19 protein-coding genes and 2 tRNA genes are annotated in these 25438 nt (G+C 64.4%); 10 read left to right on the top strand and 11 right to left on the bottom strand.

Going from position 1 to position 25438, the window contains the following annotated elements; genetic code table 11:
• Nucleotides 1-29: 29 nt before the first annotated feature.
• The 4 genes from tmk (at nt 30) to AC5RUQ_RS05495 (ending at nt 3586) form a co-directional block, all read left to right on the top strand.
• A complete protein-coding gene (gene tmk / locus AC5RUQ_RS05510; protein WP_493946348.1) occupies nt 30-686 on the top strand; it encodes a dTMP kinase in 657 nt (218 codons plus the stop codon).
• Nucleotides 683-1825 (top strand): DNA polymerase III subunit delta', encoded by a 1143-nt coding sequence (locus AC5RUQ_RS05505; RefSeq protein WP_256246520.1) that lies wholly within the window; start codon nt 683-685, stop codon nt 1823-1825. The genes tmk and AC5RUQ_RS05505 overlap by 4 nt, the downstream gene beginning before the upstream one ends.
• 17 nt (nt 1826-1842) lie before the next feature.
• Nucleotides 1843-3408, top strand: a complete 1566-nt coding sequence (locus tag AC5RUQ_RS05500) for an alpha/beta hydrolase (RefSeq protein ID WP_493946347.1) — start codon at nt 1843-1845, stop codon at nt 3406-3408.
• 105 nt (nt 3409-3513) lie between these two features.
• A tRNA-Thr gene (locus AC5RUQ_RS05495) sits at nt 3514-3586 on the top strand.
• A gap of 362 nt (nt 3587-3948) precedes the next feature.
• Here the strand turns inward: AC5RUQ_RS05495 and AC5RUQ_RS05490 are convergent.
• Nucleotides 3949-5754: a CBM96 family carbohydrate-binding protein gene (locus AC5RUQ_RS05490; protein WP_493946346.1), complete on the bottom strand. Its 1806-nt coding sequence runs from the start codon at nt 5752-5754 to the stop codon at nt 3949-3951.
• Nucleotides 5755-6634: 880 nt separating this feature from the next.
• On the opposite strand from AC5RUQ_RS05490, the gene AC5RUQ_RS05485 reads away from it, so the two are divergent.
• From AC5RUQ_RS05485 to AC5RUQ_RS05475, 3 genes are all read left to right on the top strand, one after another.
• A complete protein-coding gene (locus AC5RUQ_RS05485) occupies nt 6635-7321 on the top strand; it encodes a DNA alkylation repair protein (RefSeq protein WP_493946345.1) in 687 nt (228 codons plus the stop codon).
• 146 nt (nt 7322-7467) lie between these two features.
• Nucleotides 7468-8439, top strand: coding sequence for a hypothetical protein (locus tag AC5RUQ_RS05480; protein ID WP_493946344.1), 972 nt, complete (start codon nt 7468-7470; stop codon nt 8437-8439).
• Between the two features lie 38 nt (nt 8440-8477).
• Nucleotides 8478-8663, top strand: a complete 186-nt coding sequence (locus tag AC5RUQ_RS05475) for a hypothetical protein (protein WP_493946343.1) — start codon at nt 8478-8480, stop codon at nt 8661-8663.
• 110 nt (nt 8664-8773) lie between these two features.
• On the opposite strand, the gene AC5RUQ_RS05470 is transcribed toward AC5RUQ_RS05475, so the two are convergent.
• From AC5RUQ_RS05470 to AC5RUQ_RS05425, 10 genes are all read right to left on the bottom strand, one after another.
• Nucleotides 8774-9619 carry an aldo/keto reductase gene (locus AC5RUQ_RS05470; RefSeq protein ID WP_493946342.1) on the bottom strand — a complete coding sequence of 282 codons (846 nt, stop codon included), beginning with the start codon at nt 9617-9619 and terminating at the stop codon, nt 8774-8776.
• A gap of 63 nt (nt 9620-9682) precedes the next feature.
• Nucleotides 9683-10159 carry a hypothetical protein gene (locus tag AC5RUQ_RS05465; protein ID WP_493946341.1) on the bottom strand — a complete coding sequence of 159 codons (477 nt, stop codon included), beginning with the start codon at nt 10157-10159 and terminating at the stop codon, nt 9683-9685.
• A gap of 5 nt (nt 10160-10164) precedes the next feature.
• Complete coding sequence (locus AC5RUQ_RS05460) at nt 10165-10794, bottom strand: bacterial proteasome activator family protein (RefSeq protein ID WP_163167956.1); 630 nt, start codon at nt 10792-10794, stop codon at nt 10165-10167.
• 78 nt (nt 10795-10872) lie between these two features.
• Nucleotides 10873-11076: a YbdD/YjiX family protein gene (locus AC5RUQ_RS05455; protein ID WP_493946340.1), complete on the bottom strand. Its 204-nt coding sequence runs from the start codon at nt 11074-11076 to the stop codon at nt 10873-10875.
• On the bottom strand, nt 11076-13370 hold the full coding sequence (locus tag AC5RUQ_RS05450) for a carbon starvation CstA family protein (protein WP_493946339.1): 2295 nt from the start codon (nt 13368-13370) through the stop codon (nt 11076-11078). Before AC5RUQ_RS05450 ends, AC5RUQ_RS05455 begins: the two co-directional genes overlap by 1 nt.
• Nucleotides 13371-13614: 244 nt before the next feature.
• Nucleotides 13615-13899, bottom strand: a complete 285-nt coding sequence (locus AC5RUQ_RS05445; protein ID WP_493946338.1) for a DUF1540 domain-containing protein — start codon at nt 13897-13899, stop codon at nt 13615-13617.
• A 103-nt stretch (nt 13900-14002) separates the two neighbouring features.
• Nucleotides 14003-16864 carry an FtsX-like permease family protein gene (locus AC5RUQ_RS05440; protein ID WP_493946337.1) on the bottom strand — a complete coding sequence of 954 codons (2862 nt, stop codon included), beginning with the start codon at nt 16862-16864 and terminating at the stop codon, nt 14003-14005.
• On the bottom strand, nt 16864-17601 hold the full coding sequence (locus AC5RUQ_RS05435; RefSeq protein WP_493946336.1) for an ABC transporter ATP-binding protein: 738 nt from the start codon (nt 17599-17601) through the stop codon (nt 16864-16866). Before AC5RUQ_RS05435 ends, AC5RUQ_RS05440 begins: the two co-directional genes overlap by 1 nt.
• Entirely contained in the window at nt 17598-18200 is a 603-nt protein-coding gene (locus tag AC5RUQ_RS05430; protein ID WP_493946335.1) for a PadR family transcriptional regulator, read from the bottom strand. The genes AC5RUQ_RS05435 and AC5RUQ_RS05430 overlap by 4 nt, the downstream gene beginning before the upstream one ends.
• A 123-nt stretch (nt 18201-18323) precedes the next feature.
• Complete coding sequence (locus tag AC5RUQ_RS05425; protein WP_493946334.1) at nt 18324-19307, bottom strand: NAD(P)H-quinone oxidoreductase; 984 nt, start codon at nt 19305-19307, stop codon at nt 18324-18326.
• A gap of 107 nt (nt 19308-19414) precedes the next feature.
• Here AC5RUQ_RS05425 and AC5RUQ_RS05420 point away from each other — a divergent pair.
• The 3 genes from AC5RUQ_RS05420 to AC5RUQ_RS05410 all read left to right on the top strand — a co-directional run bounded on the left by AC5RUQ_RS05420 (nt 19415) and on the right by AC5RUQ_RS05410 (nt 25411).
• A tRNA-Ser gene (locus AC5RUQ_RS05420) sits at nt 19415-19502 on the top strand.
• A 194-nt stretch (nt 19503-19696) separates the two neighbouring features.
• Nucleotides 19697-20491 carry a VOC family protein gene (locus AC5RUQ_RS05415; RefSeq protein ID WP_493946333.1) on the top strand — a complete coding sequence of 265 codons (795 nt, stop codon included), beginning with the start codon at nt 19697-19699 and terminating at the stop codon, nt 20489-20491.
• 363 nt (nt 20492-20854) lie between these two features.
• A complete protein-coding gene (locus tag AC5RUQ_RS05410) occupies nt 20855-25411 on the top strand; it encodes an ExeM/NucH family extracellular endonuclease (protein ID WP_493946332.1) in 4557 nt (1518 codons plus the stop codon).
• Nucleotides 25412-25438 lie beyond the last annotated feature (27 nt).

Raw genomic sequence — 25438 nt, 5'->3', positions numbered from 1 at the left:
TTGCGGGTGCGGGTCGGTAGTCTTGACCGGTGAGTAAACAACGGGCGGGTCTTTTCATCGCGTTTGAGGGCGGGGACGGTGCCGGCAAGTCCACCCAGGCAGCCCGTCTTGCAGACGCCCTTGAAGCGCGGGGACTCACCGTCCTGCGGACCCGGGAACCCGGCGGAACGCCCATCGGCGAGAAACTTCGCTCCTTGGTCCTTGACCATGGCCACGGCCACATCGACGCCCACACCGAAGCCCTGATCTTCGCGGCGTCCAGGGCCGCCCACGCCAGCCAGGTCATCAGGCCGGCGCTTGAGCGCGGCGAGATTGTTTTGACGGACCGGTACATCGATTCGTCCGTTGCCTACCAGGGAGCCGGACGGGACCTCGGCAAGGATGCAGTCCGGTCGATTAACGCGTGGGCCACTTCCGGTTTGGAGCCCCACCTCACTGTCCTGCTGGATGTTGACCCGGCAGTGGGCCGCCAACGCCGGACCGCCGGTGATGCCTCGGAGGACCGGCTCGAATCCGAAGCTGACGAATTCCACGTTCGGATCCGGGATGCCTTCCTGGAACTGGCAGCCAGCCGCGCCGGCTCCTACCTTGTGTTGCCGGCCCATCTTCCCGTAACTGACCTTGCCGCCCGGATCCTCCAGCGCGTGGACGGCCTGTTAGCGGCCACGGAGGGAGACATGGCATGACGGTCTGGGACGACCTGCAGGGCCAAGCCGCCGTCGTCGAACAACTGCGCCAGGCCGCAAGCGGCGAAAACCTGACACACGCCTGGCTGTTTACCGGGCCGCCGGGTTCGGGCCGTTCAAATGCCGCCAAGGCGTTCGCCGCGGCGTTGAACTGCGACCAGGAGGACGTGGGCCGGCGCGGCTGCGGGCAGTGCCCTGCCTGCCTGACCATCCTGGGGGAAACCCACTCCGACGTCACCTTCGTCCGCACTGAAAAAGTCACCATCACCATCGACGAGGCGCGGGAACTGGTAGCCACTGCGGGCAATCGGCCATCCTCCGGACGTTGGCGGATCATCGTGGTTGAGGACGCAGACCGGATGGCCGAGCGCACCACCAACGTCCTGCTCAAGGCCATCGAGGAGCCAACTCCCCGGACGGTGTGGATGCTGTGCGCACCTTCCCCGGCCGACGTACTGGTGACCATCCGCTCGCGCTGCCGCAGCGTTGCCTTGCGGCTGCCGCCCGCCGCCGATGTGGCTGCCCTGCTGGTTAAGCGCGACGGCGTGGAGCCGGCGCTGGCGGAACGCGCGGCCCGGGCGGCGCAAAGCCACGTGGGGATCGCCCGCCGGCTTGCCCGGGATCCTGCAGCCAGGGAACGCAGACTGGAAACCGTGCGCTTTCCCCTGGCACTTCGGGGCGTTACCGCCGCGGTGATGATGGCGGAGAAGCTGGTCAAGATCGCCACCGCAGAGGCCAACAGTTCCAATGAGGAACGCGATGCCGCCGAGAAGGCCGCCCTGCTGGCAACCCTGGGCGCGCCCGAATCCGGCACGCTGCCTCCGGCCATGCGCAGCCAGGTGAAGCAGCTGGAGGAGGACCAGAAGCGCCGGGCGAAGCGGTCCATCACCGATTCCCTGGACCGGACTCTCACCGACCTGCTGTCCTTCTACCGGGATGTGCTGATTATCCAGCTTGGGAATGCTGTGGAGCTCGTAAACGTTGAGTTGAGGAGTGAATTGGAGGAGTTTGCCAGCCGCTCCGCTCCAGAAGCCACTCTGGCCCGGATGGACGCCATCAACAAAGCCCGTGAACGCATTACCACCACCAACGTTGCCCCGCTGTTGACCATTGAGTCCATGGCAGCCAGCCTGATCTAGCCCTCCAAGGAGACCCGATGACTGCCCGCCCCCTGCCAGCACGCCCCCGATCCTGGGTGATTGGAGTGCGTGCCGCCGGGGCCATGGCGCTTGCCATGGTTCTGGCCTCCTGCACCCTCCTTGGCGGCGACGACCGCAGCCAGGAGGCATCCACTGCAAAGGCGGATCCCTCGATTGTGGCGTCCGCTCCGGCCGGGCTAGAGCAGTTCTACTCGCAGGAAGTTGTTTGGGAGCCGTGCGAAAGCGAATTTCAGTGCGCCAAGGTTAAGGTGCCGGTTGACTACGACAAGCCCGAGGGCGACACCATCGAACTGGCTGCGCTGAGGGCTTCGAGCACGGGCAACAAGACGGGCAGCCTGCTGGTCAACCCCGGAGGACCGGGAGCGTCCGGATACGACTTCGTCAAAGATGCTTCCGGAACACACTTTTCCCAGGCGGTGCGTGACGCCTACGACCTCGTTGGTTTCGATCCCCGGGGCGTCAAGCGCTCTGCTCCAGTCAGCTGCATGACGGATGCCGAGCGCGACGCAGCCCGGGCGAAGGTCTACGAGCTTGAAACGGACGCCGGCCTGGAAGCGGCCCGGACGGACAACAAGGCGATTGCCGCGCAGTGTGCTGAGCAGACCGGTCCGGTTCTGGCCCACATCGATACGGTGAGCTCCGCGAAGGACATGGACATCCTTCGCGCAGTGGTCAATGACAGTAAGCTCAACTACCTCGGGTACTCCTATGGCACGTTCCTGGGTTCAACCTATGCTTCGCTGTTCCCGGACAACGTGGGGCGCATGGTGCTTGACGGCGCCCTGGATCCGTCGATCAGTAACGAGGAGCTGACCCGGGGCCAGGCCCGCGCCTTCGAAAAGGCGATCCGGGCCTATGTTGCCAGCTGCCTGCAGCAGGAGGGGTGCCCCTTGAGCGGGAATGTTGATTCCGGAGTGCAGCAGGTTCGCGACCTGATCGCCGCGGTCCAGCAGACGCCCCGCACTGCCAAGGACGGGCGCGTGGTCAACGCCACGATGTTCGTCAGTGGCCTCATTACCCCGCTGTACAACGACCAGAGCTGGCCGGCCCTGACCCAGGCCCTGGAAGCGGCGATGACCGGCGACGTGAGCCTGATGCTTCGGCTGGCCGATCTTGGTGCCGACCGCGCTTCCAACGGAACCTACACCTCCAACTCGACGTTCGCGTTCAACGCCATCAACTGCCTGGACTACCCCATGGAGTCCGATACTGCCGCTATGCGGGCGGAACAGCAGCGCCTGATGCAGGACTCCCCCACGTTCGGGTATTTCTTTGCCTACGGCGGCACCAACTGCGCCGACTGGCCGTACAAGAACGTCCGCACACCGGCACCCGTGGAGTACACGGGAGAGTCCCCCATCGTCGTTATCGGCACCACGGGCGACCCTGCCACACCCGTGGAGTGGGCGGCTTCGCTCAGGAAGCAGTTGGGCAACGCCGCATTGCTGACCTGGGAAGGCGAAGGCCACACCGCTTACGGCCGATCCAACAGCTGTATCGAGGACCGCGTGGACACCTACCTTGTCAGCGGTCAGCTTCCCGCCGACAACACGGTGTGCTGAAGGCCTCAGCCCTTTCCGTCCTGTCCATTTTGACCCGGGCGCGGGGACTCTATTACAGTTGACTCTTGCATGAACCACCCGGTTCTTCCGGATAAAGCATGCGGTGCTTCCTTAGCTCAGTCGGTAGAGCGTTTCACTCGTAATGAAAAGGTCATCAGTTCGATTCTGATAGGAAGCTCGGGATAAACCCCGTGTTGTCGTTGATTTCGACGATGATGCGGGGTTTTTCGCTGGTTAAGCAGTCGAGACCGCTGGTCTTCCATGGGGTGCATGCTCTACGGAATCCCCTGCTTATTCCAAGAGCTCGATGCGCGGTTCGCCAGGACGTTGTTCGGATCACCGGCCATCCGGTGTACCGACTCCTTGGTCACCCCTCCCTCCTTCTGCATGTCGGAAACGGAGTCGTAGACCTTGCGCCAGGCGCTGTGTCCTCAGCCTCAAGGGCCTGGGTCCGGTGCAATACCGGACCCAGGCCCTCGCGCGGCTTCGCTCTTATGCGGCCAGTCCAGCTCCCGGGGACCGGTTCACACTCACGCTCCCCTAGGGGGTGGTCAGGGTGAGGATGAGTTTGGGCCTGTCAGCGGCGGTGGCGGCCTCGCTGGAAGCAAAGTCCAACCCGTCGCCGCTGGAGGAGTCCACTGCCAGCGACAGACTCTGGCCCAGTTCCGCCTGCAATGCGTTCTTGTCCAGGTTGACGCTGTAGATACCGGCGCTGGTTGCACCGGTCAACGTTCCTATCGGGGTTGCTCCGGGTAGCGGGCGGGCGTTGAAGCGAATAGCGTTCTCGTTCCAGAGGTCGTCCGGGACCAGCTTGACCCTCTGGTTTCCCGTCGAGCCGTTGGTTGCCTGGAGCTGCAGCTTTGCCTCCGTAATCGTCCTACCCGAGAGAGTCCCAAGGTCGAACTTCAGATAGCTGACCTCGGCGGGGCTGCCGTCAACCCCCAGCGCCGTGGCCGAGCCGTTGTCGGTCGTGGCGGCACGGCCGGAGACATAGCTGTCCTCGAGCGCGTCAACGGTCACCGTCTGGGGCGTACCGCCACCAGGTGGTGGTGGTGGTGTCGCCGTGCCAAGATCCAGGTGGGCGTGCCAGTACCGCGCGTTGGTCCTCGAGGCTGTCAACACCACCAGACCGGTCTGACCGTTGACGTTTTGTTTCGTTGATGTGGGGTCGTTGATGTCCTTGTCGGTACTGCTGCTGATGATGGGCGTACCGGGGCCGGGCGCGAAGGAAACGTTGTCCAGCGGCGACTTCTTGTAATAGAGGGTGCCGCCCGCCTCCGGCGCGATCGCAAACATGTAGAGCTGACGGTTCTCCTCGTCGATCATGACCATGGGCCGGGTGTGGGCGTCCTCCACAGTGCCGTACTGTGTGCTGGTCCATTGGCCATTACCATCGCGCACCAGGAGCGCCACAAACGTTAGACCGGCGCCCTGCTTGGCTGTCTTGATCGCTGCGTAGAGGCGACCGCTGCCGTCACTTGTCAATTGCCTGAGGTTTAGATGGTCGTTCGCGCATCCCCCGCTGCAGTTGTTTCCTCCCCCGTAGGCGACCTCTGTCTGCCACGACGTCTCTGGCTGGCCGTCCTGGTGGGTGGCCAGGTAGAACCTCTTATGACCTACCCGCTGATTGCTCCACATGATTCCGATCTTGTCCCCCTGGAACGACGCGACTGCGGAGATATCGTCGTGGTGCACGTCGGCGTTGGTTGTCGGTAGGACGAACGGAGTCCCCCACGCCGTGTCGCTCGTCGTGGAGTGGTTCACATAGACACGGTTGCTGAGGTCGCTTGAGACGACGGTGTAGGTGACCCATAGCTTATCGAGGGAGTCTTTGGCCACCGTAATCGATTCCGTGCTCCCCCTGTGCAGGGTGACAGGGAATTCGGCGTCTCGGGAGTAGGTCTTCGTGGCTGCGTTGTAGCTGAAGCGGTGAAGCGCTGCGGACCCGGAGGTCACCGCGGCCTGGGTTGGAGGCGTGGTCCACTCCGAGAGCACAGTCGTACCCGACACCACGTAGAGCTTGCCGGTTTTTGCGTCCCAGAGCGCGTCACCGCGCGCACTCGGCCGTGCGTCAACAACCGTTGGGGTCTCCTGCCAAGCCTGCGTTGCGCCGTCGAGCTTGTGGATTACCGTCGCATGTGCGGACGCACTCCACATCAGCCCCCACCAGGTCCCGTCCTGGAACCAGAGTTTGCTCTGGGCCTTGTCTGCAGTCGGCGTTTCAACGCCGTCGCCGGCATATGATGGCCCAGGTTTTCCGACATCAGCGGCCTGGGCGGCGACGGGCAGTGCGACAACCCCGGCCGCGGCGAGTAGCAGAGCAATTAAAAGGCGTAGCAGACGCATAACGATGCCCTCGGATCTAGGTCGGTGGAAGTCCTTGCGGTATCAGCGAGCGTATGGTTTGCCCCAGGAAGTGTCACGAGTAGCTTGTACTTCCTTTTCTCCGCCCGGTTTATCCGCTTTCCGTAAGTAGCGGGATTAACTTGCCGCCCATTCCTTAGGTATAGGGTTGCCGCTTAATTCAATTTTTAGGCATATGGGGTTTTCCGGCATTTCACCAACACAGGTGTAGGGGGTTTTGTTGCACATTCCACGAACACAGATATAGGGGGCTCTGTTGCGCATACTTTGTCACCTTGGCTAATTCCGGGTCTACGCTTTGCTCAACTCCAGCCGGATACGTCGACTCCCAACTAGAAACAGCAGTAAATACTTATGCTGCGTCCGCACTGCGAAACTGGGCACGCAGGACATCGCGCACCCGTCCCGGCAAGAACCTGGTCGCGTGGGGGTTGACCGTGACGTCGTCGGTCGAGCCCTGCTCGACCACCACCCCGTGCTCCCAACACCATTATCCGACCCGCGACATAGCAGGCCTGGCCGATGTCATGGTGATGAACAGGACGGGCCGCGGGATTTCCGCGAGTAGTTGAAACATCCAAAAGTCGAGTACTTCCTACGGATGAATAGCCGGTGACCGGCACCTAGCATTGTGGGTACGGCAGCATGCCGGCCACGGCTGCTGCCGGCCATCCGCGTTCACCGGTGCACGCGCTTCGTCCCGTACATGCCCGGCCTTGCGCACAGTCTGCCCTGTCCCTCGCGGGTCGCCACCTGGCTGCGTCGGCTCTAACGCCCCTGATCCCGCAGGAGCAGGCTGGCGTGTACTGGGTGCCTGCTTCATCGTAGGCTGAAGTCCGCACGCGACGGAGAGGGGACTGTGATGGCCGGAACTGCTTTGACCCGGACGAGTTTGGCGGAGCTGATGGCGGAGCTTGCCGACCTTGAGGACCCGCGGGCGCGCGAGGTGAACGAAAAACACGGCGACGACCACGGCGTAAACCTCGGCAAGCTGCGCGCCATCGCGAAGCGGCTGAAGACACAGCAGGAATTCGCCCGAGAGCTCTGGGACACTGGCGATACCGCAGCCAAGCTGCTGGCCCTCCTGATTTGCCGTCCGAAGGCGTTCGGGCGCGACGAGTTGGACGCGATGCTTCGCGAGGCCCGCACACCCAAGGTGCAGGACTGGCTCGTGAACTACGTGGCGAAAAAGAACCCATACTCAGAAGAGCTGCGGCTGGCCTGGCTCGCCGACCCCGACCCTGTGGTCGCCAGCGCCGGCTGGGCATTGACGTCCGAACGTGTGGCCAAGCAGCCCGAAGGCCTCGAGCTGGCCGGACTGCTGGACGTCATCGAGACCGAGATGAAGGGTGCGCCGGATCGCCTGCAGTGGGCGATGAACACTTGCCTGGCTCAAATAGGGATCGGGCACGCCGAGCACAGGGACCGGGCGATCAGCATCGGCGAACGTCTTGAAGTGCTGAAAAACTACCCGACTCCTCCGGGCTGCACGTCGCCGTTTGCGCCCGTCTGGATCACCGAAATGGTTCGCCGGCAACACAACGACTAGCAAAAGCCCGTGGTACCGCGGGGTTCCATATATCTCCTGCAGTGTCCGCCGGGCTTCCGGCCGGACCCGTCGCTCCAAAAGGACACTTTCCGGGCGGCGCTCCGGCGGACCAGCCAGCCTTGCCCGACCTGCCTAAGATGGCGTTCATGGAAGACGAGGCCCTGGCAGAGATCGCGAACGAGCTCTATGCCAAGCCGATGGAAGACTTTGTGTCAGCACGCGCCGCCGCGGCAAAGGAAGCTGCCGGTTCGGACAAGGAACTTGGAGCAGCTGTACGCGGGCTGCCAAAGCCCTCGGTTGCCGCCTGGGCCGTGAACATGCTGGCCCTGCACCAACCGGATGTCCTCGCCGAACTGGCCAGTCTCGGCGGCAGGATGCGCGGCGCACAGACGTCGCTGGACGCCGCGGCACTCCGGGAGCTGGGACGTGAGCGCCGGACCATGCTGGCCGCCGCGGTAGATACCGCCCGCTCAGTGGCCCAGCAGCAGGGCCGGTCCATCAGCGATGCCATGGCGACGGACATCGAAGAGACTTTGCGGGCCCTCACTGCGGATGAAGGCGCAGCTGCTGCTGTCCAGAGCGGACGGCTCCTAAAGACACTCTCGGCCGACGGCGTTAACGCCGTGGAGCTTGAGGGCTCCGTGGCAGTCCCCGCCGCCCTGCCCGCACCCAAGGCAGCTCCCGCTCCGCCCAAGGCGCCCATGCGGAAAGAACAGGCAAGGAGCACGACGGCGGCGGGCACCACCCGGACCCAGCAGGGCAAGCCGCGGCTTGAGGCAGTCCGGCAGACACCCCGGCCAACGTCACCACCCGCACTGGAGAAAGCCAAAGCCGCCCTCGCGGAAGCACAGGCGGCAGAAGCAGAGACAGGGCAGGTCGCCCGGGACCTGCAGGACCAGGCGGACGAAACACGGACTGAAATTGTTGAACTGCAACAGGAGTTAGCAGATCTTCGGGCCCGCCTTAGAGCGGCCGAGGACCGGCTGGAGCAGTCCCGCAAAAGGCTGGCAAGCACCACTGCCGAGGCTAAACAGGCCGCGCGGGCCGCGGACAAAGCGGAGCGGACGGTGATGCTCGCGCAGGAACGGGTCCTCCGCCTGGGCAACACGCGGGGCTGATTCCGCGGAATGTCAGACACCGGTTGCACACTGGATTTATGGAAAACGAACTCGTACAGGAATTTCACGTCACCTACTTCGATGCCGACTGCGGCCGCGCACGTGCTGAAGTCTTTGACACCTTGGTGGAAGCCGAGCGGTTCGCCAGCCGCCACTGCGCCGGCGAAGACAGCTGGGCCGTCGTGGACGCGGTCCCGGTCCAGCACGTGCGTATTGCCGCCTGAGTCGAGGCCGGCGAAAAGTCCAGGCCGCTTAAAGCAGTAACCCGCGTTTCCTGGGGATTACTCAGGAAACGCGGGTCAACGGTGCGGCTTAGGGCTGCGTGCGGCTCTGCTTAAGCGAAGTCGGCAACCGCAGGATCGGCCCCGATCCGGCCTTCGCCCTTGGCACTGCGGTCCAGTGCGTTGATAGCCTCAATGTCGTCAGCGTCCAGGGAAACTTCCAGCGCCGCGAAGTTCTCGCGAATCCGGGATTCGGTGACGGACTTGGGAATGACCACGTTGCCGATAGCGAGGTGCCAGGCAATAACCACCTGTGCAGGCGTGGCGCCGTGCTTGGCAGCGATGGAGGCCACGGTTGCATCCTCGAGGAGTTCGCCGCCCTGGCCCAGCGGTGACCAGGCCTGCGTCAGGATCCCCTTGGATGCGCCGAACTCGCGCAGTTCGCGCTGGCTGAAGTACGGGTGGAGCTCGATCTGGTGAATAGCCGGGACCACGCCCGTTTCATCAATGAGCCGCTCCAGGCCTTCGACGGTGAAGTTGGAAACACCAATCGACTTGACGCGTCCGCGCTTCTGCAGCTCGATCAGGGCCTTCCACGTATCCACGTACTTATCCCGCTTGGGCGTCATCCAGTGGATCAGGTAAAGGTCCAGGGTCTCAAGGCCCAGCCGGTCCATCGAGTCCTCGAAAGCGGCGAGGGTGGACTCGTAGCCCTGGTCTGAGTTCCAGAGTTTAGTGGTGATGAAAAGCTGCTCCGGCGACAGTCCCGAGCTGGCAATAGCCCGGCCAACGCCCGCCTCATTACCGTAGATCTTGGCAGTGTCGATGTGGCGGTAGCCCGCCTCGAAGGCCTGGCGGACAACCTTTTCCGCCACTCCGTCCTCGACCTGCCATACGCCATAGCCGAGCTGGGGGATCTGGTTACCGTCGTTGAAAGTCAGTGTGGGTGAAAAAGTCATGCTTCATATCTTGCCAAATCCGCTGCCCTGAACAGGACGATTCGCGCCGACTAAGCCACACGCTTAACCAGGAATATCTTCCTGGCGGGAGCCCAGTCTTTCCTCCCGCAGTTGCCTTTCGGCGTCGGCCACCTGTTGGAAGACAGCCTCCGCACGGCGCCGCACAGAGGCTGCTCCCACGGGCACGGGGCCTACGGCGAGGCGCAGCATCGCAGCGGCTTCGGCGGTGGTGGCAAGGGAGTTACCCGCCTTGGACAGCGAGCGGTGGACAGGTGCCAGGGCAACCGGGATGTCCAAACCCTCACTCGGCGACCGTTGCTGTGCTTCCACACAGACCGCCCTGACGCGGTCCAACAGCGCGGCCAGCTCGTTGGCGATGTCCACCAGTTCCCCGTAGAGCTGGTCGTCCTCAACTCCTTCGAGGACCTGGTGGAATCGGTCCAGCCCCCGGTGGAAACGATCGTGGGCCCGGCGCCACAATCCCTTCCCAAGTTCCGCATCGTCCTTGCGCCCCTGCCTGGCGGCGCTGAAAAAGCCCAATGACCCTAGAGGTACTGTCCCGGACCGTGGTCCGGATCATTGGGCTGCCCTGGTCGGGCCGGAGCCCCCGCCCGGTGGCCGGCCGACGCACGCTGGGGCTCTCCGTTTTCCCCAATAACGACGCCGGGCGCGATCACCGTGCCGGGAGGAAGCTGGCGGAGCTGCAGCTGAGCGGCCGCGTGCTCGCGGGCGGCGTGCTGGGCAGCAATGGCCGTCTGAATGCCGTGGAACAAGCCCTCCAGCCAACCCACCAGCTGGGCCTGGGCTATACGCAGCTCAGCGTCGGAGGGTGTGGCCTCATCCGAAAAGGGGAGGCTGATCCTGTCCAGTTCCTCCACCAGTTCAGGGGCAAGCCCATCCTCCAGCTCTTTGATGGACCGCTCGTGGATTTCGGCGAGCCTGCCCCGGGCAGCGTCGTCCAGCGGGGCGGACTTCACCTCTTCCAGCAGCTGCCTGATCATCGTTCCGATCCGCATCACCTTGGCTGGTTCGTCCACCAAATCCTGCAGGTTGCTGCCTTTGGGCTTTCCGCCGTTGTCCGGGGCAGCCGGCGCAGGGGCCGGAAGCCCGTCGTCAATGGTGGTGCCCTCTACCGGGAGGTCCTCAGGTGCCTGAGTGTCTTTCGGATCGCTCATGCGTTCATACTCTCATGAGCGATCCGCCCGGGGTCCACTCCATGAAGCCCGCCGAGGGTTTGTCCGCTGCAGGCTAAATCAGCAGCAACGGCCTTGGGGATTGGAGTCCTGGCGGTCCGTCCGGTCCCGCCAGAACTCACGCTCGCCCAGGGGCGGAGCGCTGTGGCCTGCAGCCCGGTGGTGCTCCAGGTACTTCGCGTAGGCATCCGCCCCCAGCACGCCGCCAAAATAGCGCGCGAACCCCTGGAAGCCTTTCGCAACCGCGGCGAGTCCGGAGCTCATCAGTGGCCGGCCCTCTCGAACCTCAGCTCGGCTGGGACCTTGTCCCACTCAGCCATCAGCTCCCGCTCGGCAGGCGTCGGAAGAAGCCCCGCCGGCGCGAAGACGCGCGAAGGCCTGGCGGGGTCCTCATTGCCCCTCACGGCTGTGGCGTCCGCCCGGTTGCGGAACGCCCTGACGGTGGCGAGCAACGCCGTCGTGATCACGATGATGCTCAGCACCACGAAGACCACCGACAGCCAGCCCTGGATGGCGGTGTTGCGCACCACGGCTTCCATCGCTGCCACCGACTTCGCGGTGCCGAACTCCGTTTTTCCTTCCGCCAGCGCTTTGCTGAAGGCTGCGTTGTTGGCGAAGTAGCCCACCGCCGGGGTGGACGAGAAGATCTTCTGGTAGCTCGCCGTGATGGTGACCACCGCGGCGAAGGCCAGGGGCAGCGCCACGATCCACAGGTACTTGAAGGTTCCTTGCTTGGCGACGATGGCCAGGCAGACGGACAAGGCGATAGCCGCCAGCAGCTGGTTGGCGATGCCGAACAGCGGGAACAGCGTGTTGATGCCGCCCAACGGATCGGTGACACCCATGAGCAGCACCGCACCCCAGGCCCCTACCATGATGGCGGTGCAAAGCCAGGCGCCGGGCCGCCAGGAGTGCTCCTTGAACTTGGGGACGAAGTTGCCAATGGAGTCCTGCAGCATAAACCGGGCAACGCGGGTCCCGGCGTCCACCGCTGTGAGGATGAACAGGGCCTCGAACATGATGGCGAAGTGGTACCAGAACGCCATCATGGCCGTGCCGCCGATGAACTGCTGCATGATGTGCGCGAGGCCGACGGCGAGGGTTGGGGCACCGCCGGTGCGCGAAACGATGCTTTCCTCACCCACGTTGGCCGCCGTCTGGGACAGGAACTCCGGGGTGATGTTGACGCCGGCAAGGCCCAGGCTGTTGACCCAGGTGGCGGCTGTCTCAACGGTTCCGCCGGTGAGGGCGGCAGGAGCGTTCATGGCGAAATAGAGGCCGCGGTCGATGGAGATTGCAGCGACCAGGGCCATGATGGCCACGAAGGACTCCATCAGCATTCCGCCGTAGCCAATGAACCGGGTCTGCCGTTCCTTTTCGACGAGCTTCGGTGTGGTGCCGGAGGAAATCAGTGCGTGGAACCCGGAAAGGGCGCCGCAGGCGATGGTGACAAACAGGAAGGGGAACAGTGCGCCGGGGAAGACCGGGCCGTTGTCCCTGCTGGCGAACTCGCTGAAGGCCGGGACGGTGATCTCGGGGCGCACCACGATGATGGCGAGCGCGAGCATCACGATCACGCCGATCTTCATAAACGTGGACAGGTAATCCCGGGGGGCCAGGAGCAGCCACACGGGCAGGATGGCTGCGATGAAGCCGTAAATGATGAGTCCCCAGGCGATGGTGACCTTATCCAGGGTGAAGATATCGGCGCCCCAGGCGGTCTCGGCAACAATGCCGCCACCGATGATCGCCGCCATCAGCAGGACAAAGCCGATCAGGGAAACTTCCATGATCTTGCCGGGGCGCAGGTAGCGGAGGTAGACGCCCATGAACAGGGCGATGGGGATGGTCATGCCAACGGAGAAGACGCCCCACGGGCTTTCACCAAGGGCATTGACGACCACCAGGGCCAGGATGGCCACAATGATGACCATGATCAGCAGGGTTGCGATCAGGGCTGCGGTGCCGCCGATGATACCCAGTTCCTCCCGGGCCATCTGTCCCAAGGAGCGCCCGCCGCGCCGCATCGAGAAGAACATGACCAGGTAGTCCTGCACTGCACCGGCAAGGACGACGCCGATGATGATCCAGATAGTGCCGGGCAGGTATCCCATTTGGGCTGCAATAACGGGCCCGACCAGCGGTCCGGCGCCTGCGATGGCGGCAAAGTGGTGGCCGAACAGGACATTGCGGTCCGTGCGGACGTAGTCCTTGCCGTCCGCTTTGTACTCGGCGGGGGTGGCCCGCCGGTCATCGGGCCTGGTGATGTAGCGCTCTATGACCTTGGAATAGAAGCGGTAGCCGATCAGGTAGGTGCAAACCGAAGCGAACACGAACCAGATGGCGTTGACCGTTTCGCCGCGGATGATCGCGAGCATGAACCATGCCACGCCGCCCAGCAGGGCAATCGCGGCCCACAGGGCGATCTTGCCCGGCGTCCATTTTTTCTCTTCCGCCGCGCGGACCTTTTCATCCAGGGCCGAGGGAGGGAGATCGGTGTCGGTGGCAACCGCACCTACGCCCCGGGCTGTGCTCCGTCGATCAGGCGTTTCGGCCATGTCTCCTCCTTGAGATTGTTTTCGCTTCTGCTGACAGGCACCCTACCAACGACAGGTGCGTATCGGGCTGGATTTTGCCGCTTAAGGAAAAGCCCTGCGCCAAACGGCCGGCAGCCAGCGCCAAACGACGTGTTGCGGCTGAGGTCCGCAGCGCTGCGGCCCGCGTACGGCTCCACGCAAAGAGGGCCCCCACCCGGTGTTCCGGACGGAGGCCCCCACTCCCGCCGGCGGCGGAACGGGTTTGCTAGGCGTGTGAATAAGTGAGGCAGTCGGCGTTGTCGGCCCCCGGCCCAACATGCACTTCAGGTGCCTTGCACATCAGGTGGTCGTTGTGGATGCACTCGGAGCGCTGGCATGCTCCGACGTCGGCCAGTACCTTGGGCAACCCGCCGTGCATTCCGGTGTCAATGAACGTGGCGCAATGTGCGTGGTTTTCGGCACCGCCCACGGTGATGGCGGCGGCATTGCAGTTGGTGTGGTCGTTAAAGGAACAGTTCGTTACGCTGCAGTCTGCGACGTGCGTTGTCATGGAAAGTCCTCCTGGGTTCCGCCGCCCTGGCCGGGCGGCTCCTGAACCCCACGGTAAGCCTGTTGGGAACAATCAAAAAGACCCAATTTAGTGACCTAATTGCTCATATCCCCACCGCCCGCCGCGATGCCGGCAGTCGGGCCCGGGTGAAGAGCCAGGCCAGGAAAGCGCCGGTCAGCGGAACTGCAACCAGGAGTGCCAGCAGGTGCAGCCAGGGAACGTTCACCGAAGCGCTCATTCCGGTAGCACTGGCAATGAGAACTGCGGGCAAAGCGCCCGCCGAACAGCCGAGTAACGTCCCCAGACCGGACGTGAGGAGCGCCTGCGAACCGGCCAATCCTTTCCGCAGCCGGGGTGGGGCGCCCACTGCAGCAAGTGTTGCGTGATCCGGACGGGCATCCGCAAGCGACAAGCCGGCGGTAATACCGGCAGCACTGAACGTGATCAGTGCGCTGACGGCAACGATCGACCAGGTCATCCATGGATTCTCCTGCGAAATGCCCGGCTCCACCCAGAACCCTGCCCTGGGTTGCTGGTAGACGGCGGCAACGGCGGCAGATGCCGCATCCGCCTCAGCCGCGGACGGGTGCCGGTTCAACTGGACCAGGAGCTCAGCGGGCCCAGGCTGCATACCGAGCCGTTGGGCTGTCTCTTCCGAAATGAAGCCGTAGTACGGAACGGCTTCGGCAGGCTCAACAACCGCGGCGGCAAGGGCAGTACTGCTGACAGTTTCATGCATCAAGTAGGGGTCCGGCTGTTCGGCCTGCGTGCGGACATCCTGCGCCAGCAGCACGGTTTCCCCGTCGCGGACGAAGACGGGGTTGGTCACCACCATGCCTCCCGCATCCAGGACAGCCAAGGCCTCTTGACCTGCTTCACGCCCGAGCACGGCCCCAATGACGTCAGCATCACCGACCATGATCGAACTCGGGGATCCCGGTGACTGGGCGAGGGAGCCCCGGCACCGCCAGTCGTCACGGTTCACAACCCTTCCCTGCGGGGTGACGGGACATTCGTTGCCCGGGGGTTTGGCCAACGAATACTGCAGGCAGTTGGACGTGGCCGTCCTGGCCGGTACGGACAAGTCCGAGCCGGGCCCGAAAGCGCAGTTTCGAACGTAGGCTGGAGCACTAATCGTCTTCGTCCAGGCAACGCTGCCGAGGGCACTCGTTAGGGCGGAAGAAAGATCCGCTGCTTCGACGTCGACCGGCGGCTGGCTGCTGCCGTCAGCCAGGAAAGGACGCTCGATGGACAACGGCAGAAAGGTCTGGTTCTCCAGGGCACTCCAGTAATGGTTCTCCCGCATCCCGGCCTGCTGACTGGCCAAGAGGACCAGCGCGGCGCTCGCCAGGGTGGCGGCGGCCAGGACAGAGGCCACTGCCGGTATGGTGCGGCCACGGTTCCTGGTGGAGTCGCGGGCAGCCAGCCGCATGGACAGCGGCAACCAGTCCGTTCTGGCGGTCAGGCCAACAATGGCCCAGCCGACGATGAGCACAAGGCCGACGACGGCAAGGACGGCTCCCGCAATCAGCAACCCTGCAACCAGAGGGAGCTGCTCGGCTTTTGTGTCCGGATCGGCGGCTGACTGCCCGAGCAGCCATCCCGTGGCCAGCAGCCCTCCTGCCACGAGCAGCAGCGCGGCCCCGGCCAGGCTTGTCCGTTTTCCATTGCCGGCAGGGGCCCTGCCGGATTTGAGGGCGCCGAGCGCCGCCTGCCGGGCCACTTGGTTCGCCGGAGCCATCGCCGCCAGGATGCAGCACACGAGGCCCATGACCATGGAGACCAGTGTCAGCGGCACGTCGGGATGGAAGCCGGGAAAGCGCGGAGAACCCATAAAGCGAACCCAGTGCACAACGCCTGCTGCCGAGCAGAGGCCCAATGCGGCGCCGGACAGGACGGCAATGCCGCCCAGCCACAGTCCCCCTGCCGTCACCACCGAGCGGACTGTCGGTGAATCGGCTCCTGACGCCGCCAGCAGCGCCAGCTCCCGAACCTGCCTTTTGGCACCAACCGCGAAAGCGGCTCCTGCCAGGAGGCCAACCTCCAGGAGCGCCAGCGCGGCCATCAGGCCGAACATTGCATAAAGCGCCATGAAGTCTGAATGCCGCTGGGGAGGCGGGACGCCCTGGATAGCCTGCTGATCCACGGACGGCGGATTGAGCACGACACTGCGCGACAGCACACCCACCCCCTGGCTGTTGGCCTTGCGAACAAGGGACCACGTCACCGGTTCCGGGCCAACAACGTAGTAGGACATCGACTGCGGAGATCTGGACTGCTGGTCCAGGACGGAATCCGGCACCTGCCCGTCACGCAGGAAAATAAAGGAGTTCCGGTCCGAAGCATCGGCGTCCCGGAGGGTTCCGACGGGCACAAAAGAACCCGCCGACGTCGTGATTTGTTGGCCCAGCCCAAGGCTGAACCGCTCCAGCAAGCCGGGAGATACCAGGACCTCTTCCGCGGACCGGGGAGCCCTTCCCTCAAGGAGCGCGTACTTTCCCGTAAAGGCGGGATGCAGTGCGTCAACCAGCCGGCCCTGCAGGGACACCGTAGCCGCCCCCACACCTGTTGTCAGGTCCAACTCGCGTTGGGGCAGAACCTCATAACCCGGCGGGATCAGGTCCACGGGGTCCGCGCTTGTGAAGTCGGCATCATGGACTCCCGTGCTGTGCGCAACCATTGTGTCGTTCAGCGGATCCTGGACAGAATCCGCGTTGGGCACGGGCAGTGCACTGAAACGGGCCTGCGTGCCCCCGAGCTCGTACCGGACAATCTCTTCCGACGTTTTCTGCGTGCTCTGGAACAGAGTAACCGCCCCCGTCATGCCGGCTACCGGAAGCATGATCAGCAGGATGATAAGCAGCGAGCGCCCTTTGTGCCGGTTGATGTCCCGGCGGGCCATACGCAGGGCAAGGCGGAAACTGCCCGGGCGCCCGCCCGGGGCCGGAGCGAGGTCCAGCGGCATCAGCGGCCTGCCTGCGCCAGCAGAACAGCGGGATCCTGCAGTGCAGCCGCCTGCTCCACGATGCGGCCGTCGCGAAGGAACACCACGCGGTCCGCCCAGGCCGCGTGCCGGGCCTCATGGGTGACGAGCATAACGGCGGCACCTGCCTCCGCACGCGAGCGCAGGACTTCCATGACCCCTTGGCCGGTAGTGGAATCAAGTGCTCCCGTCGGCTCGTCCGCAAGGATCAGGCGCCGTTGTCCCACCACGGCACGGGCTATGGCCACGCGCTGCTGCTGGCCTCCGGACATCTGGTCCATGAAGCGGTCCGCCAACTCGGGGATTCCCACCTGCCGCAGCGCGTCCAGCGCCTGCCGATGGGCTTTCCGGGATGCCGTGCCGTCCAGTTCCAGCGGCAGCGCCACGTTCTCGGCCGCCGTCAGGGTGGGGACGAGGTTGAAGTCCTGGAAGACGTAGCCGACGGCACGGCGCCTGAGGCGCGCCAGGTCGTTCAGCCCCAACCCCGCAAGCGGCGTGGACTCAACAAAGACACTGCCCGACGTCGGACGGTCCAGTCCCCCGGCAAGCGCCAGCAAGGAGGACTTGCCGGACCCGGACGGTCCCATCACCGCAACGAACTCTCCCGCACCGATGGTGAGGTCGACGTCGCGAAGTGCGGCAACCGCCGTCGCGCCCTCCCCGAAAGTCTTGCTGACCCCGGCAAGTTCCAGGACCTGCTGCGGCCCCTGGACGCTCACCGGCGGCTGTCCGCGTTGAGCGGGGCCGCGGCTTCCGTAACCCCGGTGGACGTCCTGCGTGCCTGCCCGGCGGACTGCGCCTGCTGGACCATCCTGGCCTCACAAAGATCCAGCCAGCGGACCTCTGCTTCTGTTTGGAAGATCAGGGAATCAAGGACCAGTAGCCAGGCGGTGTCTCCCGCGCGCTGGCTCGTGGCGGTGTCCCTGCGGGCCTTGGTGTAGTCCTGCAGGGCCTTGATGGAAGCCACCCGCTGCGCCTGGATGATGCCTTGCACGTCCACGCCCGGGATGGTGACGGCGAGCGCCAGCTTGATGGCAAGCTCGTTTCGCGGCGGGTTGTTCCGCTCCACCGGGGCCGCGAACCAGTTCCCCACCTCGGCTTTGCCGGCGTCGGTAATGCTGTAGATCACGTGGCCCTCGCCGTCGTCGCCGTCCTTGGAGACGAGGCCATCGCGTTCCAGCCGGTCCAGCGTGGTGTATACCTGCCCGATGTTCAGCGGCCAGGTGGCGCCTGTGCGGTTTTCGAACTCGACCCGCAGCTGGTAGCCGTAGCGCGGCTGGTCCTGGAGCAGGGCGAGGAGGCTGTGGCGGATGGACATGGCGCTCCTTGCGCTTGAAAGCTTTGGTATGCACGCTCCCCCAAGGCGCGTGCATACCGCGTATGTTGAGCGTAACGCAGATGCGATCCTTAAGCAATACTCAGTATCTATGTGCCGGGGCCGCTACATCAGCAGGAGAATCTTCCCCACATGGTCGCCGCTGTCGAAGTATGTATGCGCAGCCTGCACCTGGTCCAGCGGGAAGGTCTTGGCTACCAGCGGACGGATCCTGCCGTCGCTGACCAACGGCCAGACGGCGTCACGGACCGCGTTCATGATGGCACCTTTTTCTTCAACCGGCCGGGGCCTTAGCGCCGTTGCCACCACAGCGGCCCGCTTCGTCAAGAGCTGTCCCAGGTCCAGCTGCCCCTTGGTGCCGCCCTGCAGGCCAATCACCACCAGCCGTCCATAGTCGGCGAGCGCATCGACATTCTGCGCGAGGTACTTGGCACCGACGACGTCGAGGATCACGTCAGCGCCACGCCCGCCATTCTGCTCGCGGAGGCTCGCCGGGAAATCCTCTTCGGCGTAATTGATCGCAATATCGGCACCGAGGAAGGCTTTTGCCGTCCCCACCTTTTCGTCGGTGCCGGCCGTCGTTGCCACTTTGGCGCCCAAGGCCTTGGCCAGCTGGATGGCCATAGTACCGATACCGCCGGTGGCACCGTGGATCAGGACCGTCTCGCCGGCCTGGAGCTGGGCAGTCATGACGAGGTTGGAGTAAACAGTGGCGGCCACCTCCGGCAGCGACGCCGCAGTAACCAGGTCCACGCCGTCGGGCACGCGCAGGACCTGCTCAGCCGGCACCGCCACCTGCTGGGCATATCCGCCGCCTGCCAGCAGGGCCACCACCTTGTCGCCAAGGGAAAAGGGCTTGCTGACGCCGGGGCCAAAGCCTGCAATCCGGCCTGAAACCTCCAGCCCCGGAATCTCGGAAGCGCCGGGCGGCGGCGGGTAAAAACCCCTGCGCTGCTGCACGTCCGCGCGGTTTAGGCCGGCGGCGACGACGTCGATCAGCACCTCCCCGGGTCCGGGTACCGGAGCGTCCGCCTCGCGGACCTCAAGTACTTCCGGGCCGCCCGGTTCGGATATGTAGACGGCTTTCATGGAACACTCCCGTTTCTGACTGAATACTGGCTGCAACCAGTGTGCACCGGACAGCTTCCGGTCTCTGTTTTGTTGCAGGCAAGTGCCTATGAAACACTACTAGTCGAGGAAGGTTGTCCGAGCGGCCGAAGGAGCTAGTCTTGAAAACTAGTGTGCGGTAACCCCGTACCAAGAGTTCGAATCTCTTACCTTCCGCGATTGGGACCCCTGTCCGCCAGCACGCTGGCCGGCAGGGGTCCTTCGTTTATCCCGGGACCTGCGGCGATGTACCCGAACGGGCCCGAACCATTGAAAGTGTCAGACCCCCCGCATAGCCTCATGGTGTCCATCCAGGAACGGAAATCCATCCGTTGCTAACCAACGGATTACCACTCACCCAGGAGACCGCTATGCCTGCTCCCGATATCAAACCCGGCTCCCCCTGCTGGATCGACCTTATGACCTCCGACACCACAAAGGCCCGTGAGTTCTACGGGGAACTTTTTGGCTGGCAGTTCGAAGCGGGTGACCAGGAACTCTACGGCGGCTACATCACCGCCCGCAAGAACGGGAAAACGGTGGCCGGCATAATGCAGAAGCAGGAGGACCAGGCCGGGCTCCCGGACATGTGGTCCACCTACCTGTATACCGAAGACGCCAACGCCACGGCAGCCTCGGCGTCCTCCAACGGCGGACAGATCTACATGGAGCCCATGGAAGTCCCGGCGCAGGGAGTCATGGCCTATTTCGCCGATTCCAGCGGTGCGTCTGTGGGTGCCTGGCAGCCCAGCGGGATGGGCGGGTATGAGATCGCGGCCGAACCCGGCGCCCCGGCGTGGCATGAACTGCACACCAAGGATTACGACCATGCTGTCAGATTCTACGAAAACGTTTTTGGCTGGCAGACGAGTGTCATGAGCGACGCTCCCGAGTTCCGTTACACCACCTTGGGCGCGGGGGAAACCGCCCAGGCCGGGATCATGGACGCTTCCGGGTATCTTCCCGAGGCTGTCCCGTCCCACTGGCAGGTGTATTTCGCCGTGGAGGATACCGATGCCGCGGTTGAGCGCACCGTGGCGATGGGAGGCTCCGTTCTGGACGGACCGGCGGACAGCGACTTCGGGAGGGTTGCGCAACTGGCAGATCCCATGGGCGGCATGTTCAAGGTTATTTCGAGCCCCTCCGGGTCTGTGCAGGACCAGTAGGCAGAAGCCTGGTTCCACGCGTCGCAAAAATTTGAAAGAACTGCCGGCCGGAGCTTCCCCTGAAGCTACCGGCCGGTATTCTTTTGTGATGGCCGGCACATGGGGTTCCGGCCACCAACCCAACCACTGCTGACAGCAACACCGGACCGGGCTACTGGGGCGCCGGCCGGTGGGGCGCGGCGTTCCGCTGGGGAACGTCCTGCCGAATGCACGCGCTATCAACCTTGCGTTCATTCAGCGCTGTTGTGATGTGCCGGATACCACTTGACCAGGAGCAGGATCCGGGCCCTTGTCCGTCGGTAAAAACCTGGACACCTTCCATCGGCTCCCCTACCGGGGAGACCCTTCTGAAAGTAAGAGCGGATGCATCAAACACCTTGGAAATTAGCGCTGGGGACAGCGCTGTCGGCGGGGCTCATAGCACCCTTCGCGGCCTTTCCTGCTGCTGCCGACTCGGTCGCGGAGGTCTCAGCCGCGGCGGGAACCTCGCCCGTTGTCATCAACGAGGCCTATCTCAGCGGTGGCAGCGAAGGCGCCGCCTACAAGAACAAATTCGTTGAGCTGTACAACTCCTCGGACGCTCCGGTTTCCCTGGAGGGCTGGTCGGTTCAGTACCGTGCCGCCTCAGGCATCGCGGCCCCCACCGGCGTGGTTGCGCTGACCGGTTCCATCCCAGCCAAGGGGCATTACCTCATCCAGGGAGGAAGCAATAACGGTGGCGCTGCCGGTGCAGACCTGCCGGCAGCGGACCTGGTAGCTACCGGCATCAACCCCTCCGGCAGTGCCGGGACACTGATTCTGGCGAGGCAGCGCACCGCCGTCGTGCTGGGCACCGGTTCCCAGGTGGAGCCTGCCGGCGTGGCCGATCTCCTCGGCTACGGCACCTCGAACACTTTCGAAACGCAGGCAGCCCAGGCCCCGACCGCCAACACCGACGTCAGAAGCCTGAATCGCGCAGCCGGCGCGGACAGCAACAGCAACTCCGCGGACTTCTCGCTCAGTGCCAGCATTACCCCGACGGCGGCGGGTGGCACCACGGCACCAGATCCCACACCTGCCCCAACACCCGACCCCACGCCCACGCCCACGCCTTCAACCCGGACTATCGCAGAAATCCAAGGCACGGGCACCGAAAGCCCGCTGACCGGCTCCACGGTGACCACCACGGGCAAGGTCACGGCAGTCTTCCCGACCGGCGGGCTCAATGGCTACTACGTGCAGACCCCGGGAACCGGCGGGGATCTGACGGCAACCAACCATGCGGCTTCCGACGGGATCTTCGTCTACTCCCCCGCCACAGCGGCGTCGGTCCAGGCCGGAGACCACGTCCAGGTGACGGGCACGGTGGCCGAGTACTTTGGCATGACCCAGCTCAACGTCACGGCAGCGGCTGGGCTCACCAGGCTGACAGAGCCTGCACCCGAAGTGAAGGCCACCACCTTCACGCTGCCAGCCAACGAGACCTTCCGTGAATCCCTGGAAGGCATGCTCCTGGCACCCCAGGGCCCGTTGACGGTGACAGACAACTACACGCTGAACCAGTATGGCGAGATCGGCCTCGCCGGCGGAACAACTCCCCTGGTCCAGCCCACCGCCGTCGCCCCCTACGGCTCGGCCGAGCACACGGCAATGGTGGCGGAGAATGCCGCCCGGGGCATCAAGCTCGACGATGGCTCCAGCACAAACTTCCTAAAGGACGCCGCCACGAAGGCGCAGGTCCTGCCCTACCTGACCACCGCTGAACCGGTACGGGTTGGCTCCCCCGTCACGTTCACCACCAATGTGGTCCTCGGCTATGCCAACAATGCCTGGAAGCTCCAGCCACTGACGCACCTGACGGAGGGCAACAGGGCCACGGCACAGCCGGCCACCTTCGGCGCCACCCGCACTGAAGCTCCCGCCCCGGTAGGAGGCAACCTGAAGCTCGCCTCCTTCAACGTCCTCAACTACTTCCCCACCACAGGCGACACCTTGGAGGGTTGCACGTTCTACGAGGACCGGGCCGGCAACCCCGTCACTGTCCGCGGTGGCTGTGACGCCCGCGGCGCCGCCAACGCTGAGAACTTCGAACGGCAGCAGGACAAGATCGTCGCGGCCATCACCAAGGCCGGCGCAGATGTTGTCACGCTGATGGAGATCGAAAATTCCGCACAGTTCGGCAAGAACCGGGATGACGCCCTGGCCAAGCTGGTGGATGCGCTGAACGTCCAGACCCCGGGCATCTGGGACTACGTCCGTTCGCCTGCCAACGCGCCGCCGCTCAGCGATGAGGACATGATCCGCACCGCCTTCATTTATAAGAAGGCTGTTGCAGAACCTGTGGGTGAGTCCATCATCCACAACGACACCGTGGCATTCGCCAGCGCACGCAAGCCGCTGGCCCAGGTCTTCAAGCCGGTGGGCGGCGGCGCCGGGACAGAGTTCATCGCCATCGCCAACCACTTCAAGTCCAAGGGCTCCGCTGCCACTCCGGAGGACACGGACAAGGGACAAGGTGCGTCCAACCTGGCCCGTACAGCCCAGGCGAAGTCCCTTCTGGAGTTCACCAAGTCCCTGCAGCAGTCCAAAGGCACGGACAAGGTCTTCCTGATCGGCGACTTCAATGCGTACGCCAAGGAAGACCCCATCAACGTCTTCACGGACGAGGGCTACGTCAACCAGGACGACAAGGCACGCAACGCCGACGGCACCGCCAAGCACTCCTACCTGTTCGGCGGAATGGTGGGTTCCCTGGACCACATCCTGGCTTCCCCGGCAGCAGACGCCGCGGTCGCCGGAGCCGACATCTGGAACATCAACTCGGTGGAATCCGTAGCCCTGGAGTACAGCCGCTACAACAACAACGTCACCGACTACTACGCGCCGGACCAGTACCGCGCCAGCGACCACGACCCCGTGATCGTGGGCTTAAACCTGGAGTCCGCGCCCGCCACCGTTGACCTGAATTTCCTGGGCATCAACGACTTCCACGGCAGGATCGACACCAACACGGTCCAGTTGGCAGGCACCATTGAGAAGCTCCGGGCCGCAGCCGCCCCCGGTGCCACCGCTTTCCTCTCGGCCGGTGACAACATCGGAGCGTCTCTGTTTGCGTCCGCCGTCGCCAAGGACCAGCCCACCATCGACGTGCTGAACGCCCTGGAGCTTCAGGCTTCCGCCGTGGGCAACCACGAGTTCGACGGCGGCTGGGCGGACCTGCGGGACCGCGTCGTCGCCGGCGGTACCAACGCGAAGTTCCCCTACCTGGGAGCCAACGTCTACAAGAAGGGCACCACCGAGCCCGTGCTGCCGGAGTTCACCGTCCTGGACATGAACGGGATCAAAGTGGCCGTCATCGGCACCGTCACGCAGGAAGTCCCCTCCCTGGTGACTCCCGCCGGCATAGCCGACCTTGAGTTCGGCGACCCGGTGGACGCCATCAACCGGGCAGCGGCACGGATCACGTCGGAGAAGCTTGCCGACGTCATCATCGTGGAAAACCACGACGGCGCCGGTTCGGGAACGGTGGAAGGCGCCACCCTGGAGGAGGAAGTGGCCGCCGGCGGGCCCTTCGCGAAGCTGGTCACCGAGACTTCTTCAGACGTCGACGCGATCTTTACCGGGCATACCCACAAGGAGTACTCCTGGGATGCCCCGGTCCCGGACGGTGAGGGCAGGACCCGCCCGATCGTCCAGACAGGCAACTACGGTGAGAATGTGGGGCAGATCCAGCTCACCGTTGACACCGCCACCAAGGAGGTCACCGCGTACAAGGCCGGCAACGTCAAGCGGACCACCGATCCCGCGGCGGACCTGATCGCCGCCTTCGCGCGGGTTGCCGCCGTCGATGCCATCGTCAAGAAGGCACTCGCGGATGCCGCCGTCGTGGGCAACCAGCCCGTTGGCGCCGTCACGGCGGACATCACTACGGCCTTCACCACTGACGCCGCCGGTGTTGCCAAACGTGATGACCGCGGCAGCGAGTCAACCCTGGGCAACCTGGTGGCCGATTCCCTGCTGGATTCGCTGCAGCCGGCAGAACTGGGCGGCGCCGAAATCGGTGTGGTCAATGCCGGCGGACTCCGGAACGAGCTCTACTACGCTCCGGACGGTACTGTCACCTACGCCGAGGCGAACGCGGTGCTCCCGTTCGTGAACAACCTGTGGACCACGTCCCTGACCGGCGCCCAGCTCAAGACGCTGCTGGAACAGCAGTGGCAGACCAACCCGGACGGCACGGTACCCAGCCGCGCCTACATCCAGCTCGGCCTGTCCAAGAACGTGAACTACACCTACGATGCAGCCCGGCCCGCCGGAGACCGCATCACCTCCGTGCGGGTGAACGGGGCCGCGCTCGATCCGGCCAAGTCCTACCGGGTGGGTACGTTCAGCTTCCTGGCCACCGGCGGCGACAACTTCCGCATTTTCACTGCAGGGTCCAACACCAAAGACTCGGGCCTGGTGGACCGGGACGCCTGGATCGGATACCTGCAGAAGAGCGGCCCCCTCTCGCCTGACTTTGCCCGCCGCTCCGTTGCCGTCATCAACACCACCCCCGGCGAGGTCAAGCCAGGTGAGGCCATCACACTGGCAGTATCCAAGCTGGACCTGACGTCGCTCGGCAGCCCGGTCAACAAGACGCTGTCAGCCGTATTCACCGACTCTGCGGGCACGGCGGCCCAGCTCGGGTCCATGCCTGTGGAAGCCGGCGCAGCTAACGTCAACCTGCCCGTTCCCTCGGGCGCCGCTGCCGGTACCGGAACCCTTGTCCTCACCGCAGCCGAGTCCGGCACGGCAGTCACTGTTGAGGTGAGGGTGGCAAGCGTTCCGGTTGACCCGGTCTGTATCGCGCCGGCGAAGCCGACCAAGTGGTACGACGTCCTGGGCTGGATCCGCTACGCTGCTGCCTGGCTCCAGTACCAGGTGTGCCTGCGGGGCTAAGGGACTGGTTTCGGCATCCGCCGCAAA

The organism is Arthrobacter sp. MDT2-3 (assembly GCF_059090465.1).
Note: the sequence above shows the minus strand (reverse complement) of the source record. Positions and strands in the feature narration are given on the sequence as shown.

Excerpts from the sequence above, each read along its gene's own strand:
- AC5RUQ_RS05505 (WP_256246520.1), top strand. The coding sequence starts at position 683 with ATGACGGTCTGGGACGACCTGCAGGGCCAAGCCGCCGTCGTCGAACAA.
- AC5RUQ_RS05500 (WP_493946347.1), top strand. The coding sequence starts at position 1,843 with ATGACTGCCCGCCCCCTGCCAGCACGCCCCCGATCCTGGGTGATTGGA.
- AC5RUQ_RS05490 (WP_493946346.1), bottom strand. The coding sequence starts at position 5,754 with ATGCGTCTGCTACGCCTTTTAATTGCTCTGCTACTCGCCGCGGCCGGG.
- AC5RUQ_RS05485 (WP_493946345.1), top strand. The coding sequence starts at position 6,635 with ATGGCCGGAACTGCTTTGACCCGGACGAGTTTGGCGGAGCTGATGGCG.
- AC5RUQ_RS05480 (WP_493946344.1), top strand. The coding sequence starts at position 7,468 with ATGGAAGACGAGGCCCTGGCAGAGATCGCGAACGAGCTCTATGCCAAG.
- AC5RUQ_RS05475 (WP_493946343.1), top strand. The coding sequence starts at position 8,478 with ATGGAAAACGAACTCGTACAGGAATTTCACGTCACCTACTTCGATGCC.
- AC5RUQ_RS05470 (WP_493946342.1), bottom strand. The coding sequence starts at position 9,619 with ATGACTTTTTCACCCACACTGACTTTCAACGACGGTAACCAGATCCCC.
- AC5RUQ_RS05460 (WP_163167956.1), bottom strand. The coding sequence starts at position 10,794 with ATGAGCGATCCGAAAGACACTCAGGCACCTGAGGACCTCCCGGTAGAG.
- AC5RUQ_RS05455 (WP_493946340.1), bottom strand. The coding sequence starts at position 11,076 with ATGAGCTCCGGACTCGCCGCGGTTGCGAAAGGCTTCCAGGGGTTCGCG.
- AC5RUQ_RS05450 (WP_493946339.1), bottom strand. The coding sequence starts at position 13,370 with ATGGCCGAAACGCCTGATCGACGGAGCACAGCCCGGGGCGTAGGTGCG.
- AC5RUQ_RS05445 (WP_493946338.1), bottom strand. The coding sequence starts at position 13,899 with ATGACAACGCACGTCGCAGACTGCAGCGTAACGAACTGTTCCTTTAAC.
- AC5RUQ_RS05440 (WP_493946337.1), bottom strand. The coding sequence starts at position 16,864 with ATGCCGCTGGACCTCGCTCCGGCCCCGGGCGGGCGCCCGGGCAGTTTC.
- AC5RUQ_RS05430 (WP_493946335.1), bottom strand. The coding sequence starts at position 18,200 with ATGTCCATCCGCCACAGCCTCCTCGCCCTGCTCCAGGACCAGCCGCGC.
- AC5RUQ_RS05425 (WP_493946334.1), bottom strand. The coding sequence starts at position 19,307 with ATGAAAGCCGTCTACATATCCGAACCGGGCGGCCCGGAAGTACTTGAG.
- AC5RUQ_RS05415 (WP_493946333.1), top strand. The coding sequence starts at position 19,697 with ATGCCTGCTCCCGATATCAAACCCGGCTCCCCCTGCTGGATCGACCTT.
- AC5RUQ_RS05410 (WP_493946332.1), top strand. The coding sequence starts at position 20,855 with ATGCATCAAACACCTTGGAAATTAGCGCTGGGGACAGCGCTGTCGGCG.